Annotated in this window: 13 protein-coding genes and 2 pseudogenes; 8 read left to right on the top strand and 7 right to left on the bottom strand. The window is 67.0% G+C overall.

Annotation, left to right across the window (positions count from 1 at the left end):
- Positions 1–76: 76 nt before the first annotated feature.
- Together PS467_RS08745 and PS467_RS08750 are read right to left on the bottom strand one after the other, a co-directional pair.
- On the bottom strand, positions 77–487 hold the full coding sequence (locus tag PS467_RS08745) for a RidA family protein (protein ID WP_311034778.1): 411 nt from the start codon (positions 485–487) through the stop codon (positions 77–79).
- Positions 484–2,061, bottom strand: a complete 1,578-nt coding sequence (locus PS467_RS08750) for an FAD-dependent monooxygenase (RefSeq protein ID WP_311034779.1) — start codon at positions 2,059–2,061, stop codon at positions 484–486. Before PS467_RS08750 ends, PS467_RS08745 begins: the two co-directional genes overlap by 4 nt.
- Before the next feature lie 57 nt (positions 2,062–2,118).
- Between PS467_RS08750 and PS467_RS08755 the strand changes: the two genes are divergently transcribed.
- The 3 genes from PS467_RS08755 to PS467_RS08765 all read left to right on the top strand — a co-directional run bounded on the left by PS467_RS08755 (position 2,119) and on the right by PS467_RS08765 (position 3,452).
- Positions 2,119–2,763: a TetR/AcrR family transcriptional regulator C-terminal domain-containing protein gene (locus PS467_RS08755; RefSeq protein WP_311034780.1), complete on the top strand. Its 645-nt coding sequence runs from the start codon at positions 2,119–2,121 to the stop codon at positions 2,761–2,763.
- A 150-nt stretch (positions 2,764–2,913) separates the two neighbouring features.
- The gene (locus PS467_RS08760) at positions 2,914–3,051 is read left to right on the top strand and encodes a hypothetical protein (protein ID WP_311034781.1); all 138 of its coding nucleotides are present in this window, start codon (positions 2,914–2,916) and stop codon (positions 3,049–3,051) included.
- Positions 3,048–3,452, top strand: a complete 405-nt coding sequence (locus tag PS467_RS08765; RefSeq protein ID WP_311034782.1) for a transposase — start codon at positions 3,048–3,050, stop codon at positions 3,450–3,452. The genes PS467_RS08760 and PS467_RS08765 overlap by 4 nt, the downstream gene beginning before the upstream one ends.
- Here the strand turns inward: PS467_RS08765 and PS467_RS08770 are convergent.
- Together PS467_RS08770 and PS467_RS08775 are read right to left on the bottom strand one after the other, a co-directional pair.
- The gene (locus PS467_RS08770; RefSeq protein WP_311034783.1) at positions 3,416–4,504 is read right to left on the bottom strand and encodes an integrase core domain-containing protein; all 1,089 of its coding nucleotides are present in this window, start codon (positions 4,502–4,504) and stop codon (positions 3,416–3,418) included. The two genes, PS467_RS08765 and PS467_RS08770, sit on opposite strands and share 37 nt — an antisense overlap.
- A 474-nt stretch (positions 4,505–4,978) precedes the next feature.
- Positions 4,979–6,409 (bottom strand): endo-1,4-beta-xylanase, encoded by a 1,431-nt coding sequence (locus PS467_RS08775; RefSeq protein ID WP_311034784.1) that lies wholly within the window; start codon positions 6,407–6,409, stop codon positions 4,979–4,981.
- A 478-nt stretch (positions 6,410–6,887) separates the two neighbouring features.
- Between PS467_RS08775 and PS467_RS08780 the strand changes: the two genes are divergently transcribed.
- Complete coding sequence (locus PS467_RS08780; RefSeq protein WP_182470180.1) at positions 6,888–8,354, top strand: non-reducing end alpha-L-arabinofuranosidase family hydrolase; 1,467 nt, start codon at positions 6,888–6,890, stop codon at positions 8,352–8,354.
- Positions 8,355–8,441: 87 nt separating this feature from the next.
- On the opposite strand, the gene PS467_RS08785 is transcribed toward PS467_RS08780, so the two are convergent.
- A complete protein-coding gene (locus PS467_RS08785) occupies positions 8,442–9,419 on the bottom strand; it encodes a carboxylesterase family protein (protein ID WP_311034785.1) in 978 nt (325 codons plus the stop codon).
- 102 nt (positions 9,420–9,521) lie between these two features.
- On the opposite strand from PS467_RS08785, the pseudogene PS467_RS08790 reads away from it, so the two are divergent.
- Positions 9,522–10,618: pseudogene (locus PS467_RS08790) on the top strand (integrase core domain-containing protein).
- Between the two features lie 30 nt (positions 10,619–10,648).
- Here PS467_RS08790 and PS467_RS08795 read toward each other — a convergent pair.
- Positions 10,649–11,311, bottom strand: a pseudogene (locus tag PS467_RS08795) (IS3 family transposase); the annotation flags it as partial.
- Between the two features lie 576 nt (positions 11,312–11,887).
- On the opposite strand from PS467_RS08795, the gene PS467_RS08800 reads away from it, so the two are divergent.
- Complete coding sequence (locus tag PS467_RS08800) at positions 11,888–12,139, top strand: hypothetical protein (RefSeq protein WP_311034786.1); 252 nt, start codon at positions 11,888–11,890, stop codon at positions 12,137–12,139.
- A gap of 347 nt (positions 12,140–12,486) precedes the next feature.
- Here PS467_RS08800 and PS467_RS08805 read toward each other — a convergent pair whose 3' ends face one another.
- The gene (locus tag PS467_RS08805) at positions 12,487–13,209 is read right to left on the bottom strand and encodes an NrtR DNA-binding winged helix domain-containing protein (RefSeq protein WP_311034787.1); all 723 of its coding nucleotides are present in this window, start codon (positions 13,207–13,209) and stop codon (positions 12,487–12,489) included.
- Positions 13,210–13,294: 85 nt separating this feature from the next.
- Here PS467_RS08805 and PS467_RS08810 point away from each other — a divergent pair, with 85 nt between their 5' ends.
- Both PS467_RS08810 and PS467_RS08815 read left to right on the top strand, forming a co-directional pair.
- A complete protein-coding gene (locus PS467_RS08810) occupies positions 13,295–15,043 on the top strand; it encodes an AbeC-like domain-containing protein (protein ID WP_311034788.1) in 1,749 nt (582 codons plus the stop codon).
- Positions 15,040–15,957, top strand: coding sequence for a 5'-methylthioadenosine/S-adenosylhomocysteine nucleosidase family protein (locus PS467_RS08815; protein ID WP_311034789.1), 918 nt, complete (start codon positions 15,040–15,042; stop codon positions 15,955–15,957). The genes PS467_RS08810 and PS467_RS08815 overlap by 4 nt, the downstream gene beginning before the upstream one ends.
- Position 15,958 lies beyond the last annotated feature (1 nt).

The raw sequence follows: 15,958 nt of genomic DNA on the forward strand, positions 1-15,958 counted from the left end.
AACAGCACCGCCGAAACCGTCAGCGTCAGCGCGAACGGCGCCCGGACGGGACGGACGGTGGTCCGCTCGGTGCCGGTCATCGCTGGAACCCCTGCTTCCCGTCCGGCAGGGCGACCACGCACTCGACCTCGATCAGGAACTCCGGGGCGAACAGCTTCGCCACCCCCACCAGAGTCGACGAGGGCGGCGGGGAACCGTGCAGGGCACCGAGGATGCCCGGGACCAGATGCGGTTCGTGATCCACGACGTAGACGGTCTCCTTGACGATGTCCTGCCGCTGCGCGCCGAGGGCGTCGAGCAGGCGGTCGATGCGGCGGGCCACCTGCGCGGCCTGTGCCGTGTGATCGCCCTCCCCGACGACGCGGCCCTCCTCATCCCAGGCCACCTGTCCGCTGATGAACGCCAGACCGAGCCCGGCCGGGACCGATACCTGGCTGACCAGCTCCGGAAGGCCGAAGACACCGTCCGGTTCGATGCGGTGGATCATGCGTGCTTCCTTTCGGGCTGAGGAACGCCGAGCCGCGGATTCTCGGGCTGCGGATTCTGTGGCTGCGGATTCTCGGGCCGCGGGTGGTGCAGGGCGGCGACGGCGTTCCCGGCCTCGGCCGCGAGGGCGGCCGCGGCGGTCTCGTCCGAGGCCCACCCGACGTAACCGTCCGGCCTGATCAGGGCGGCGCTGACGCCGGCCCATGCCGCGCGGGACTGTTCCACCGGCCGCGGACAGCGGTACCGGTCGAGGCGGGCGGACGCGTCGTCGGAAGAGAGGCCGTCGACGCCGAAGCCGTCGACGCGAGCGAAATCGATCAGTACGGGGCGCCCGCCCTGGAGAAGGTCGAACAGGTGCTCCGTGTCCGACAGCCGCAGGTTCGGCGCCCGGTGGCCCGTCAGCGGATGGCGCCGGCCGGGCAGGGAGTACGTCACCGACAGTCCGGACAGACGCTGCGCGAGGGCGTCGTTGAGCTGCGGCTGTTCCGCGATCAGCTTGCCCAGCAGGGACCTCAGCGCGGTTCCCTGCGGCGAGAAGGCCGACATGATCGCGGTCTGCGCCTGGGTGTGCTCGATCGTGTCCTCCCCCACCGGATGCCGTTCTTGGTGGTAGGTGTCCAGCAGCTCTTCCGACGCCCGGCCGCTGACGGTCGCCGCCAGCTTCCAGCCGAGGTTCATCGCGTCCTGGACGCCCACGTTCAGCCCGACACCGCCCATCGGCATGTGCTGATGAGCCGCGTCACCCGCCAGCAGGACCCGGCCCTTGCGGTAGTGCCGGGCCACCCGGCTGGTGTTGCCGTAGCGGGACAGCCAGGAGGGGCTGTGCATCCCGTAGTCCGTGCCGGCGATGCGCGAGACCCGCTCGCGCAGTTCCTCCAGGGTGAGTTCGCCCGGCCGCCCGTCGCGAAGGTCCTCCGGCGAGTGCACCACGATCCGGTGCCGGCCACCGGACAGCGGGACGATCATGAACGTGCCCCGCGTCGTCCACTGGCTCGTGACCGGGCCGGGCGGCGGATCACTGAGCACCACGTCGCCGAGTGCCCCCAGCGCGGTGGCCCCGGTCCCCTCGAACTCGATCCCCGCGCACTGGCGCACCACGCTGCGCGTGCCGTCGCACCCGACCACATAGGCGGCGCCGAGCACGTACGCGCCGTCCGGCCCGTCGACCGACACGGTCACCGTGTCGCCGGCATCCACGCAGTCGGTCACCTTGTGTCCGCGACGGACGTCCGCGCCCATGGCCACGGCGCGCCGCTGGAGCAGTTCCGTCGTGCGCGCCTGCGGGACCGTGAGCGTGTACGGGAAGTCGGTGTCCAGCCGCCGGAAGTCGAGGCGGTCATCGAGGACCGCGAAATGCCCGCTGGGTATCCGGCCGCCTTCCGCCAACAGGTCCTGATGCGCGCCGCGGAGCGCGAAGGTCTCGATCGTGCGGGCGTGGAGCGTCAGCGCCCGGGAATTCTGGTCGATCTTTGGATCCTGCTCGAGGACCACCGTGCGGACCCCGGCCAGCCGCAGTTCGCACGCCAGCCACATGCCCGTCGGCCCGCCGCCGACGATGACGACGCTCTCATCCATGCCGCACCTCTCTCTATCACTGACCAAGTAACCGTCGACGTCAGATATACTCGATCAGTGACCAAGAGACAAGCTGCCGCCCGCACCAAGGTCGGGATCACCCTCGACCACGTGGTCGGCGCGGCGTTCGACGTACTCGACCGGGGCGGCGTCGCCAAGCTCTCCACCCGGGCCATCGCGGCCGAACTCGGGGTCAGCATGAACACCGTCATGTGGCACATCCGCACCAAGGACCGGCTCCTGGACACCATGGCCGAGGCCGTCCTCGGGGAAGTCGACCTGGACGGCCTGCCCGAGGACTGGCACGACCAGGCGGCCGAACTGCTGGGACGGCTGCGCCGGGCGATGCTCCGGCACCGGGACGGCGCCCTGCTCGTCGCGGGCACCTTCCCCGCGGAACCGCGGACCCTCGCCTTCACCGACCGGCTGCTGACCGCCCTTCTGCGCGGCTGCCCCACCCGCAAAACGGCCGCGTGGACGGCCTGGAACCTCTTCTACTTCACCCTGGGCCTGGTCCAGGAGGAACAGGCGGCACCCGCCGACAACCGCGACCGTCTGCGCGCACACGTGACCGAACGGCGCTTCCCCGGACTGAGCTCAGCACTGGACGACTTCACGTCCGTCGACTTCGCGGCACGCTTCCGGTTCGGCATCGAGCAGATCCTCCACTCCGCCTCGACCGGGGCAGCACCCGAGCACTGAACGATGAGCCCGCGCCCGACCCCCGGCACGGAGCGGACCCCCGCCGCTTCAAGGAACACCTCGCCACCCCCGGCGGAGTTCCCAGCCGACACGGTGGCACCGGCCCGTCCGCCGAGCCGACCCGCCTCGCGCGTTGCCACCGAACCGGGCATGCACCACCAGACGCCGCAGCAGCGGACCAAGACCACGCAGAGCGCGGAACGGCCCGAGGAGGCTGCGGCATCGGTGAAGGACGCGAAGAAGGCGGCCTTGCGCAAACAGGTCCACGAGCTGGAGACGGAACGTTGACGGCGCTCTTCGAAAGCGGCTGCATGCACGGCACCGTGCTGGTCGACGTCGAGGCCGGCAGGGACGTGGACGTGCTGCCCGACCGCACCTCCGAGACGTTCGCGGCCTGGCTCACCGAGCATCCCGGCGCCGAGATCATCTGCCGGGACCGGGCGAGCGCCTACACCAAGGCGGTCAGGGAAGCCGCCCCCAGTGCCCCCGAAGTCGCTGATCGCTGGCACCTGTTACAGAACCTCTGCGCCACAGTGGGGAAGACCTGCCACCAGCACCGCGACTGCCTGCGCAAACGCGCCGAGGAGGAGACGGTGACCGAAGTGCCGGAGCTGCCCCCAATGCTGTTGCCTGAAGGGTGTCAATATTCCGATCAGGCTGCTGAGCCGGGCGTTCCCTGTCGATGGTGAGGCAATCGGAGTGGCGTGGTGTGGTACTCGTTGAGCAGTCCACCGAGTACCTGGTGGCGCCTGATTGTGCCAGCAGGTAGGGGGATGATGTTCGGGTCGTCGTCCGGGGCTCGTAGGTCCAGGCTGCGGTGGGGCCGTCCCGCGTTGTAGTGCTCGGCATACGTGGTGAGGACGGTGCGCAGATGTCGTTCGCCGGTGATCAGGAGGCGGTCGGTGCACTCGGTGCGGGCTGTGCGTATCCATCGTTCGGCGAACGCGTTTGACCTGACGGCTGTGCCGCTGCCGGCGAAGACGGCGTCGAAGGCGGCGGTGAACTTGCTGTCCCGGTCACGGATGAGGAACCGGAAGCACCCGGCCCTGTCGCCGAGGTCCATGAGCAGATTGCGGGCGAGTTGAGTGGCCCATGCGCCGGTCGGGTGGGCGGTGACGCCCAGGACGTGAACGCGCCGGGTGGCGATCTCCATGACGAAGAAGACATGGAGACGTCGGAGGAAGACCGTCTCCACGTGCATGAAGTCGCAGGCAAGCAGCGTGTGGGCCTGGAAACGGAGGAAAGTACGCCAGCTCTGCTCGGAGGCGCGCTGCGGTGCGGGCGGCAGACCGGAGCGGCGCAGGACGCGCCGAACCGTGGCGGCGGCAACCCGATGGCCAAGCCGTCGAAGTTCACCCTGGATCCTGACGTACCCCCAGGTCGGGTTCTCTCTTGCCAGGCGCTGGATGAGCGCAACTGTCTCTTCCGGCAATGGTGGACGACCGGGTCCGACCGCCGTCTGGCGCCACTTCCAACGCACCAGACGATGGTGCCAGGCCAGCAGCGTGCCTGGAGTGACCAGCCGATGGCAGCGTAATGCGGGTGGCAGGCGCCGTGCGAGAGCGGAGAGCACGGCACGGTCAGCCCATGAGAGCCGCGGCCGCTCGACCTGCCGACGCAGCACAGCGACCTCATGGCGGAGAGCGAGGATCTCGGCGTTGTTCGCGGGGGCAGACCGGCCCAGTAAGAGCAGGCAACCAAGCAGTCGGCAGAAGATCAGGTAGAGCCGTCGCAGACCCACAATCACCGATCATGCCCATACTTGGACGATCGCAGGTCAACCACCGTACGCCAATAAAGACACCCTTCAGGGACGTCCACGGCCGACACGCCGACTTCGGGAACCGCTGGTCGGAACACGCCTCTGTTGAGTCAGACCGTGGCCGGACGCCGGGCCGGCGGCACACCCCGAGCGGGCCAGCCCCGGGGGCGGCAGGGAACCTCACGAGCCATCCAACCCAGCGTCCTACAGCACGCTACGAGCGGCCAACCCGACCGCGCACCGCTATAGCCAATACAAGTCGGGAACCTCACCGAGTCACAGGTCGCCCGCCCTGACCAGTCCCGAAGGCGTGGGAGCTGTCATGAAAAGGCCTCTGCGTCCTTCAATCCGGGATAGACGTCGACGGAGTGGAGCCAGGATCATCCCGGCTCCACTCCAGGTGCGGGCACTGTAGGTCTTCAGCGATTCACCCTGGGTTCGTGGCATGTCCCATCAGGTGCGGGTCCAGCGTTGGTTGCTGCCGTTCGAGCAGGAGTAGAGCTGGACCAGGGTGCCATTGGCGGTGCCGCCTGCGACGGCGTCGAGGCAGAGGCCGGACTGGACGCCGACGATGGATCCGTCGGAGTTGAGGCGCCACTTCTGGTTGTCGCCGCCCCAGCAGCCGTAGATCTGGACCTTGGCGCCGTTGCCGGTGCCGGCGGCGTCCAGGCACTTGTCGCCGTAGACCCTGAGCTCGCCGGCGTCGGTGTACGTCCACTGCTGGTTGGTGCCGCTGTGGCAGTCCCACAGGTTGACCTGGGTGCCGTCGGTGGTGCTGGTGCCGGGCACGTCCAGGCAGCGGCCCGAACCGACACCCTTGATCTGTCCGGAATCCGCAGGGGGCGTGGTGGAGCCGCCGTTGAGTGCGCCCAGGACGGCGGTGTAGGCGGGCTTCTTGCTGCCGTTACCGTTGAACAGCAGCGGCGTCTGCTCCGATCGCCAGGAGTCGGTGTCGCGCACCCCCCAGACGGTGATGCCGAGGCAGCGCGGGACGGCCAGGCAGTCGTTGGTCACGTTGGCGTAGGTCGTGGCCGGGGCGCCCTGGATGTCGAGTTCGGTGAGGGCCACGTCGACACCGAGGGCGGCGAAGCTCTGCAGGGTGGTACGGAAGTTGCTGTTGTACGAGCTGTCGTTGTTGAAGTGCGACTGGAAACCGACGCAGTCGATCGGCACGCCGCGCTGCTTGAAGTCTCGGACCATGGCGTACACGGCCTGGGTTTTGGCCCAGGTCCAGTTCTCGATGTTGTAGTCGTTGTAGCAGAGCTTGGCGGCCGGGTCGGCGGCGCGCGCGGTGCGGAAGGCGACCTCGATCCAGTCGTTGCCGGTGCGCTGCAGGTTGGAGTCGCGCCGGGCTCCCGAATTGCCGTCGGCGAACGCTTCGTTCACGACGTCCCACTGAGCGATCTTGCCCTTGTAGTGGGCCATGACGCCGTTGATGTGGTCGATCATCGCCTGGCGCAGTGTGCTGCCGCTGAGGCTCTGCATCCAGCCGGGCTGCTGGGAGTGCCAGGCCAGGGTGTGACCGCGCACCTTCTTGCCGTTCTGCACCGCCCAGTTGTAGACGCGGTCACCGGCGCTGAAGTTGAACTGGCCCCGCTGCGGTTCGGTGGCGTCGATCTTCATCTCGTTCTCGGCCGTCACCATGTTGAACTCACGGCCCGCGATCGTCGTGTACGCCGAGTCGCCCAGTCTGCCGGAGGCGATGGCCGTGCCGAAGTAGCGGCCGCTCTGTGCCGCAGCGGCGCCGAGCGTGCTCTCGGCGGCGTGTGCGGTCGGCGGCGTGACCAGTGCGGCGACCGTTGCGAGGACGCTGACGACCAGCGCCAACAGCAGGCCGCGGAACTTCCGGCGGCTAACCGGTCTGGGAAGGGCATACGAGCCCATGACTGTGCCTCCAAGTAGGAATCACGGAAGGAATGCAGGCGCAGGGGGGTGCCTCGTCCGCTCCCCCTCGGCGGACGGACACCGGAACGTGACGGGGGTGGCGCAGGCTTTGGTGCGCGGAACTGTCGTGCGGTACCGACACGGTTCGAGATCTCGAACTATGACCGGCTTCTCAAGCAGGGATGATTGAGGCATTGACGATGACTCGTCAACACTCCTCGCAGAAGAAGTTTCCGTTCCTCGTCCGAAAATTTCCGGACCCCGGCGAGCCCGACGGCGAACCCCCGTCGTCGCCGGAGGCGCTATTTGTGGACAGATCGGCGACAGGCCTTGACCAAAGGGCCCCACATTCCTAGCTTGTGGCGCCAGAGCATCCGGAATTTCTTCGAAATGTTCCGTGATTGCTCCTGCCCCCGGGCACGTCCGCTCCGCGGTTCATCGGGGTCACGTCACCACCGCCCCCAAAGGAGGCCCTCTGATGTGGTTTCGCCACCCGCCCCCGGCCCGTCCAAGACGCTTACTCGCCGTCCTTGCGCCTTTGCTGCTCGTGGCCACCTTCCTCGGTGCCCAGCCCGCCGACGCGGCGACCGTAGACCCCAACGCCTCGTATGTGCTGGTCAACCGCAACAGCGGCAAGGCCCTGGACGTCTACAACATGGCGACCGGCGACGGCGCCCGCATCACCCAGTGGACCAGGAACGATCAGAACCAGCAGCAGTGGCAGTTCGTCGATTCCGGGGGCGGCTACTACCGCATCAAGTCCCGCCACTCGGGCAAGGTGCTGGACGTCTCCAACCGGTCCACCGCGAACGGTGGTTCGATCGTCCAGTGGGCCGACCTGAACGGCACCAACCAGCAGTGGCGGCTGGCCGACAGCCCGGATGGCTACGTGAGGCTCATCGCGCGCCACAGCGACAAGGCCCTCGAAGTACAAGGTGCCTCCACCGCCGACAACGCGAACGTCGTCCAGTACGACGACTGGGGCGGCACCAACCAGCAGTGGCAGCTCGTCAAGGTCGGCGGCAACGACCCCGGCGCGTGCGATCTTCCATCGACCTACCGGTGGACATCAACGGGCGCGCTGGCGCAGCCCAAGCCGGGGTGGGTCTCGCTCAAGGACTTCACCGTCGTCCCCTACAACGGCAGGCAACTCGTCTACGCGACGACGCACGACACGGGGACGACATGGGGTTCGATGAACTTCGGCCTGTTCACCAACTGGTCGGAGATGGCATCGGCCGGCCAGAACACGATGTCGGCTTCCACCGTCGCGCCCACGCTCTTCTACTTCGCACCGAAGAACATCTGGGTGCTCGCCTACCAATGGGGTGGCACCGCCTTCTCCTACCGGACGTCGAGCGACCCCACCAACCCGAATGGCTGGTCGTCCCAGCAGGTGCTCTTCTCCGGAAGCATCTCCGGCTCCGGAACCGGGCCCATCGACCAGACGCTCATCGCCGACGGGACGAACATGTACCTGTTCTTCGCCGGTGACAACGGCAAGATCTACCGGGCCAGTATGCCGATCGGGAACTTCCCGGGCAGCTTCGGCACGAACTCGACAGTGGTCATGAGCGATACGACGAACAATCTGTTCGAAGCCCCGCAGGTCTACAAGCTCCAGGGCCAGAACCGCTACCTCATGATCGTCGAGGCGATCGGCTCGCAGGGCCGCTACTTCCGCTCGTTCACGGCCACCAGTCTGAACGGCTCGTGGACGCCCCAGGCCGCGACCGAGAGCAATCCCTTCGCCGGCAAGGCCAACAGTGGCGCCACCTGGACCAACGACATCAGCCATGGCGAACTGATCCGCACCAGCCCCGATCAGACCATGACCGTCGATCCCTGCCATCTGCAGTTGCTCTACCAGGGTCGCAGCCCCAACTCCGGCGGCGACTACGGCCTCCTGCCCTACCGTCCGGGTCTGCTGACTCTGCAGCGCTGACGGCGTGACACGAGCCGAGACGGTGGGGGTGAGCGGGGTCGGGGACCGGCGCGGTGGCTGATGCACCGATTCCGGTCCCCGGCCTCCTCAGGAGTGCCGTGTGCCCGGCATCGTGTCCCAGAACGCGCACTGGTGTTCCGTCGAGTACCGGTCGTCGTCGATCAGGGCACTTCTGCCCCCGGCCCGCAGCGACAGCATCAGGCCCTTGCCGCTGTGATAGCCGGGCCAGACCATCTGCCCGGCGGCCGGCCGGCCGGTCTTCGTGAAGGCGCCCCAGTACCGCGTCATCTCGTGGGCGAGTCGGCGCTCGTCGGCGTTGAACAGCGGGGCGATGGGTGTGCCGTTGTTGAAGCTGGGCCAGATGTAGGCGAGTTCCGCGGCGTGGCCGGCCCAGACGTAGCCGGGGATCTGCGTCAGGCCAGGGCCGGTCCGGTGGTCGAACTCGTACGCATAGGTGCGGGTGTACCGCTCAAGGGTCCGGGCGAGCGAGCGGAGCCCGCACCCGCCGATCCCCGCGACACTCCCCGAGTCCGTCATGATCCCGCCGACGAGGTACGCCGCGGTGTACCGGTCGGACGTATCGGGCCAGGGGTAACGGGCGAGGACCTCGTCGGCGCGGGCGCCGGCGAGGTTCTGGACGAAGGCGAGGTAGGCCTCCTTGCCCGCGCCCATGTAACCCGCGGCGAAGGTGCGGCGCTCGTCACGGTTGGCACCGACCACCACGGGCACGCGGGTGAACCTCCCGCTGTCCAGCGCCTCGCGCGGTCCGGTCGGGAACGTCGGGGTTCCGTCCACGAAGCCGGCCGAGAAGGTCCGGCTCGCGTCGAGGAGCGTACCCGCCGAAGCCGACCGCAGACAGTCGAGGACGGCCGCCTGAGCCGTGGCGTCGCAGCCCGCCTGCCGGGCGAACGCCGTCCCCGCGGCCTCCGCCCGGTCCTCCGGTCCGCTGCGACAGGAGCCGCTCTGGATCATGGCGCGGGCGAACAGCCCGCGCGAGCCGGGCGACACGAGATGACCGCAGACGGACCAGCCGCCCGCGGACTCTGCCCTTGCCGGAAATCTCATCCGCCCTGGTGGGGCCGCTTGTTGGGTCCCCGAGATCTTGGCCGCGGTCGCTCGATCCGACGCTCTGGCGCAGCTGCCGTCAGCGCGTCATGATGATCGATCGTGCTGCTCCGACTGGCTTACTTGGGTGTATCGAACGCGTTCGCGATGCTTCGTCTGCTGCCGATGACCCACCGGGACAAGGACGCGGAGATCCTCGCACTGCGCCACCAGATCACCGTGCTGGAACGCCAGCTCGGCAAGGACAAGATCCGGTTCACATCCAGCGATCGGGCGTACCTGGCGGCGCTGATGCACCGTCTGCCACCGCATGTCCTGCGACAGTTACGGCTGCTCGTGCACCCCGACACGGTACTGCGTTGGCACCGCGACCTCGTCGCACACCGCGATGCCTCCTCCTGCCGGCCCAAACGCCCGGGACGACCGCGCACCGTGCGCTCGATCCGCATCCTGGTGCTGCGGCTGGCGAAGGAGAACCCGAGCTGGGGTTACAGACGCCTGCACGGCGAGCTGCTCGTGCTGGAGGTGAAGGTGGGCGCGTCCACCGTCTGGGAGATCTTGAAGGAGGCCGGCATCGACCCGGCGCCCGAGCGGAACTCCAGTACCTGGGCCAGCTTCCTTCGTGGCCAGGCTGATGCCCTGCTGGCCTGCGACTTCATGGAAACAGTCACCCTGTCGGGGATGCGGATGTACGTGCTCGTGGTGATCGAACACGGCAGTCACCGGATCCGGATCCTGGGCGCCACCGCGCACCCGATCGCATCCTGGGTAGCACAAGCGGCGAAGAACTTGGTCATGGACCTCGAAGACCTCGGCTGCCGGGCACGGTTCATGATCCGGGACCGGGACGGGAAGTTCCCCGACCTGTTCAATGCCGTCCTCAACGACGCGGGGATCGACGTCGTGCTCACCGGCATCCAGATGCCAAGGATGAACTCGATCATGGAAAGATGGATACAGACCTGTCGCCGCGAGCTCCTGGACCGGACGTTGATCTGAACCAACGACATCTCCTCGCCACCCTGCGCGAGTTCGAGCAGTTCTACAACGGACACCGACCACACCAGGGCATTGCCAACGCCAGACCTCTGCACCCCCTGCCCCCACCGATCGACGATCCGGACACGTTAGCCCACCTCAACATACGTCGACACGATCGCCTCGGCGGCATCCTCCACGAGTACCGGCATGCTGCTTGACCTGCACGGATGAAGTTTCCGGCAAGGGCAGAGTTGAGTGGCCCATGCGCCGGTCGGGTGGGCGGTGACGCCCAGGACGTGAACGCGCCGGGTGGCGATCTCCATGACGAAGAAGACATAGAGACGTCACAGGAAGACGGTCTCCACGTGCATGAAATCGCAAGCGAGCAGCGTGTGGGCCTGTGAACGGAGGAAGGAGCGCCAGCTCTGCTCGGAGGCGCGCTGCGGTGCGGGCGGCAGACCGGAGCGGCGCAGAACGCGCCGAACCGTGGCGGCGGCGACCCGATGGCCAAGTCGTCGGAGTTCACCCTGCATCCTGACGTATCCCCAGGTCGGGTTCTCTCTCGCCAGGCGCTGGATGAGCGCGACTGTCCCTTCCGCCAGCGGTGGTCGGCCGGGCCCGACCGCCGTCTGGCGCCACTTCCAGCGCACCAGACGGTGGTGCCAGGTCAACAGTGTGCCCGGCGTGACCAGCCGATGGCGGCGTAAGGCAGGTGGCAGGCGCCGGGCGAGAGCGGAGAGCACGGCACGGTCAGCCCATGAAAGCCGCGGCCGCTCGACCTGCCGACGCAGCACAGCGACCTCATGCCGAAGGACAAGGATCTCGGCGTTGTTCGCGGCGGTCGATCGGCCCAGCAGGAGGAGGCAGCCCAGTAGTCGGCAGAAGATCAGGTAGAGCAGTCGCAGACCCACGATCAACGATCAGGCCCATATCCGGGCCATCGCAAAGCCCCAGGTCAACCACCGTACGGCAGTAATGACACCCTTCAGGGCCGTCCGAGGTGGTCAGCCCGCGGCCTCTCCCCTGTCGCATGGGGAGCACGACATCACGCTCCCATCTCGAAAGGGGGTCGAGAGCCGACAAGGGGTCCTTATGCCTCTCGATGCAGAGAGCACCTGAATCGATGGGGTGACCGCATGGGCCCGCGATTGACGACGGCACACTGGGGCGCGGTACGGCGCCGTAGGTCTACCGGATCGGACGACGCACGAATCGGGCACCGTTGACACGTCTGCGAGTTGGGAGCACGAGGGCTCCCAGAGGGCTCCCCATCGCTCCCAGCCCGGAAACGGTTAAGGCCGCCTCCGCTACCCGCGGAAACGGCCTTCGACCTGCGACCCCTCGACCCCCAGCCCAGCGATCACTCTGCACAACCACCCGTATCGCACCGTAGCAGACCGCCTCGGAGCCGCACACCGCCGTACAGAGAAGGAACGCCGCTCCCAGCCACCGGCTCCTGAGCACGCTCATTCTGCTACCACACTCCTATGACCTGGCTCCTGCCGATTCCGGCGCCCGAAGTCGCGAACGGCAAGTACGGCGAGGCATTCGACGCCGTCGTCGAGGCCGAAGAACTGAACGTGATCAAGAGCACGCCACGAGCACCGGCCCCACCAAGCGCGCACCCCAGCTACCACCCGATGCTCAGAATCAGTCTGCTGCAACGGACACCAGCGCTCCGTGCTTGCCGCGAACCCAGATCCTCCGCGGCCCCACCAGCGAGTACATACGCCGCGTGACGTGCAGCGACGACTTTTCGAGCGGCACAGGCTCTGCACCACACCACCATGGAGCTGCTGCGGTCCACGACCAGGGCCATGTCCATCCAGCGCTCGCGCGCCGGCACGCAACTGGACAGCCACAGCCCCTCGAGCGCCACCCGCTCGGCCGTGGCCTTCTCCTCGACCTCGTTCGCGACCGGCGAGGGCGAGGTGCGCCGCAGTAGCCGCAGCGCCCGGGACACGGCGCGCTCGGCGGTCGGCGGGGAGACAGCGCCAGGCGGGGGCGGGCTGAGCCTGCTCGGACAGTTCATTGAGTCGAGTCTGGCCGGACCGCCTCTCGCACATCGGTCGACATCCGCAGCGGGCTACGCGGGCTGCCCGGTGCCGCGGAGCAGAGGTGGGCTGAGCAGCCATGCGGCCCCCCGGCGGTAAAGGCCGGCCGGCCGGCCGGTGGGGGGCAGCCGCCGCTCTCCCGTGGGTTGTACAAAGCCCTCGGTGTTGAGCACTTTACGGCGGAAGTTGCTCGGGTCCAGACACTGCCCCCAGATCACTTCGTAGACGGTACGCAGCTCGCTCAGGGTGAACGTCTCTCCGCAGAAGGCCGTGGCGACCGCGGTGTACTCGAGCTTTCTGCGGATCTCCTCCAAGGCGTCCGCGAGGATGGCCGGATGGTCGAAGGCCAGCTCCTGCGCCCCGTTGATCACTTGTGACACGGGAGCCCAGTAGGCGCGCCTGGCATCGGTACCGCCCACAGGGGTGGGAAGTTCCGGCCCCAGCGCGAGATAGGCGATCGTGACCACCCTTCCTCTCGGGTCACGTCCAGGATCCCCGTAGGCGCCGAGCTGCTCCAGGTGCAGCCGGCTGCCATCGATCCCCGCCTCCTCCCAGAGCTCACGCAACGCCCCCTCGCGCAAGGTCTCGGTCTTCTGGACGTAGCCGCCGGGCAGCGCGGGCCGGCCGAGGAAGGGCGCCACCCCACGATCGATCAGGAGCACCATCAACTGATCGCCTCTGACGGTGAAGATCAACAGGTCCACGGTCACCCACGATGCCTCCACCTCAGTGGAGTCTTTCAGCCAGTCATCCACCAGAACCCCTAAAGGTCATATTGACTTAAACCCCTTCGCCACTTATGGTCTCATGCACCATAACTCTCCGAGGCAGAGGCCCAGCGTGATCACTTCCCATGCGCCACTCGCCGAGGCAGCGGCCGGTGAACCCACCGCTGTCACCCGCCACTTATGCACTGGCGTGTACGTGGACGAACAATTTCGCGACCTCGTGATCGACGAGGTGTGCACCGCGCCGTACCGCAGGGTCGCCCCGTCCTACGGATTCGACATCGTGCCTGTCATGCGCCACGCGTGGCGGGCCGCCGCGCTGAGCGCACTCCTGCGGGTGACGGTGGTGGGGGCAGTGATCACCCCGGCTTTTTCGGGCGCCTTGCCCACCACCCTCCTCATCATTTGCGGCCTCGCCCTCTTTTGGCTGCTCCGTCTCGCCACGCTGCTCCGGGGCGTCGAACGGGAGCCGAGGTCCAGACGGAGACCCAAACGCCGCGGCCTGGGGGCGGCACGAGGCCATCGCCGCCTCCTCAGGCTGCTCTTCCCCCGTAGGTATTCGGAGAAGGCGCGCGCGCTCAGACGCATCGGTCGCGCCGCTCTCTCCCTGACGCTGGCCGGCCTGGCCATCGCACTTGCCCAGCCGGACGACGCCAGGACGGCCCTCTACTTGACTGCCGGTATCACGCTCATGTGCCTCGGTGTCGGAGCCGCACGCCAGCTGATACTCAATCGCATCCTGCGCGCGTCAACTCTTCGACCCAGACGCCTGTCGGGCCGGCAACGGGTGGCGGATGTACAACAGCGACACGTCTGTGCCGTGTACCGCCGCCCCCGTCACGGCGAGGACGAGGGTGAGGACGATTTCACCACGTTCACGCTCTTCGGGGACGAGTCACCGTTCATCGGAGCCGGTGAACTCGTTTACCAGTGGAACCCGCCGATGAGCATCAAGTTGCTGCGACCCAGTGACGACGACAAAGCGCCGCTCCATGAACGCGAGCACCCCATACCGCCCTTTCAGCCACACGAACTGGTCGAGTACCTACGCGAGTCGGTGCAACTGCTGGACACAGACAGTCAGGACGTCCGGCTTCACGCACAGGTCCGCGACCGCGTCTACTTAGCTGAAACCGATGTGGCGGTGGACCGTTCCCTCCTTCCGCAGGAGTTCGGGGACGCCGACCTGCGCATGGCCATCAACACACCCGGCTCGAAGCAGCACCACTTCCTTGAAGTCACCATGCCCGCGGAGGGATCGGAGTTCGTCGCGACCGTCCTGTTGCATATCAGCCTTCAGGGACGCACCTTGAGCATCTCCACCGCAGCCTGCGTCCTCGCCCATACGCCGAGATCGTTCCAGCGCACTGAGGAATTCGGCCACCACGGCGCCGTAGCCGTCATCTGGGCGGCATTCCGCGAACTAACCACATTTCCGTCGGAGATCCTGCACTCATGGCGGATCGTCCGGTACCTCTACGCCTTGGGCAAGGCAGCCATACTCCCCCGCGACCTCACCTCCACGCCGATCCGCAACGTCCTGATCGGCAGTCGGGTAAGCATACGGGAAAGGTCCTCCCAGGCGTGGTCCAAGATCCAGCTGGAGAAGACCGACATCCTGGGCCGAATGAAGACGATTGAGCAGCGGCTGCTTCAGGCCGCCAGCGACTTTCTACGCGCCAAGGGAGTGGACATATCCGAGTTCAACGATCGCGCACTCAAAATCATCAACAGCGGCATCTTCAACTTCGGCGACAACAACAACTTCAACAATAACGCCGTCGGAGACGCAGCTCAGGTCGGTGCTTCCGCAAACCAATCAGCAGGCCCCAACAACCCCAGCGGTGGAGGAAGTCAGTGATCAACAATCGAGGCATCGTCAGCCACGGCGACAACAACAACTTCAGCAACAACGCCGTCGGAGAGCACGCCCATGTCTCCGTAGCCGCCCCCTCCCACGACACCGGCATCCCCACTGCCGCCAGGGCGGTCGACCAACGGACCGCCGGGTGGGACGTCGGTGTGGTCACGATCCTAAGTGAGGAACTGCGTTCTGTGGTGGATGAGTTAAAACTGGAGCGCCACAAGAAACCTGGCGGACTCTACTTCTATCATGGAAAGCACACCACTCCGGAGGCGACCGTCCGTATCGTGGCCACCCAGAGCCAGAGCCAGGGACAACGGTCGGCGATGGCTGCCCTGGAAAACCTACGTCGCCATTACGAACCGCGACTGTGGGCCCTGGTCGGTGTGGGCGGCGGCATCCATGACAAACACGCCCGCATCGGCAACGTCATCGTCTCCACCGACATCGTCTACTACGAGAATCGCAAGATCAATCCGCGTGGGGACATCCGCCGCCGTGGAGAGCACCGGCAGGCACCGGCACCGGTCGTCCATGCGGTGAACGCCTTTTTTGCCGATCACGGAACCCCAGCACGCCTGCACGGCCAGCTCTCCACACACGCCTCGGAGGAGTTCGAGGTCTACCCGGGTGTGATCGGGTCCGGCGAAGCCGTCATCGCCGATCGCGAGAGCGACATCCGCAGCTACCTCACGAACTACCACGAGAAAGTCCTGGCGGTGGACATGGAAGCCGGAGGGCTCAGCCAGTACTGGCAGGAAAACTCCGTCCACGGCGGAAACAACCCCGGTTGGATCGTCATCCGCGGCGTGTCCGACAACGCCGATGAGGAAAAGGGCCACGGATATCATGAACTCGCCGCCCGAAACGCCGCGCACATCCTGCGGCGGCTCCTGCCCTATCTCTGCTGAC

Source organism: Streptomyces luomodiensis (genome assembly GCF_031679605.1).
In the GTDB taxonomy this organism is placed as follows: Bacteria; Actinomycetota; Actinomycetes; order Streptomycetales; family Streptomycetaceae; genus Streptomyces; species Streptomyces luomodiensis.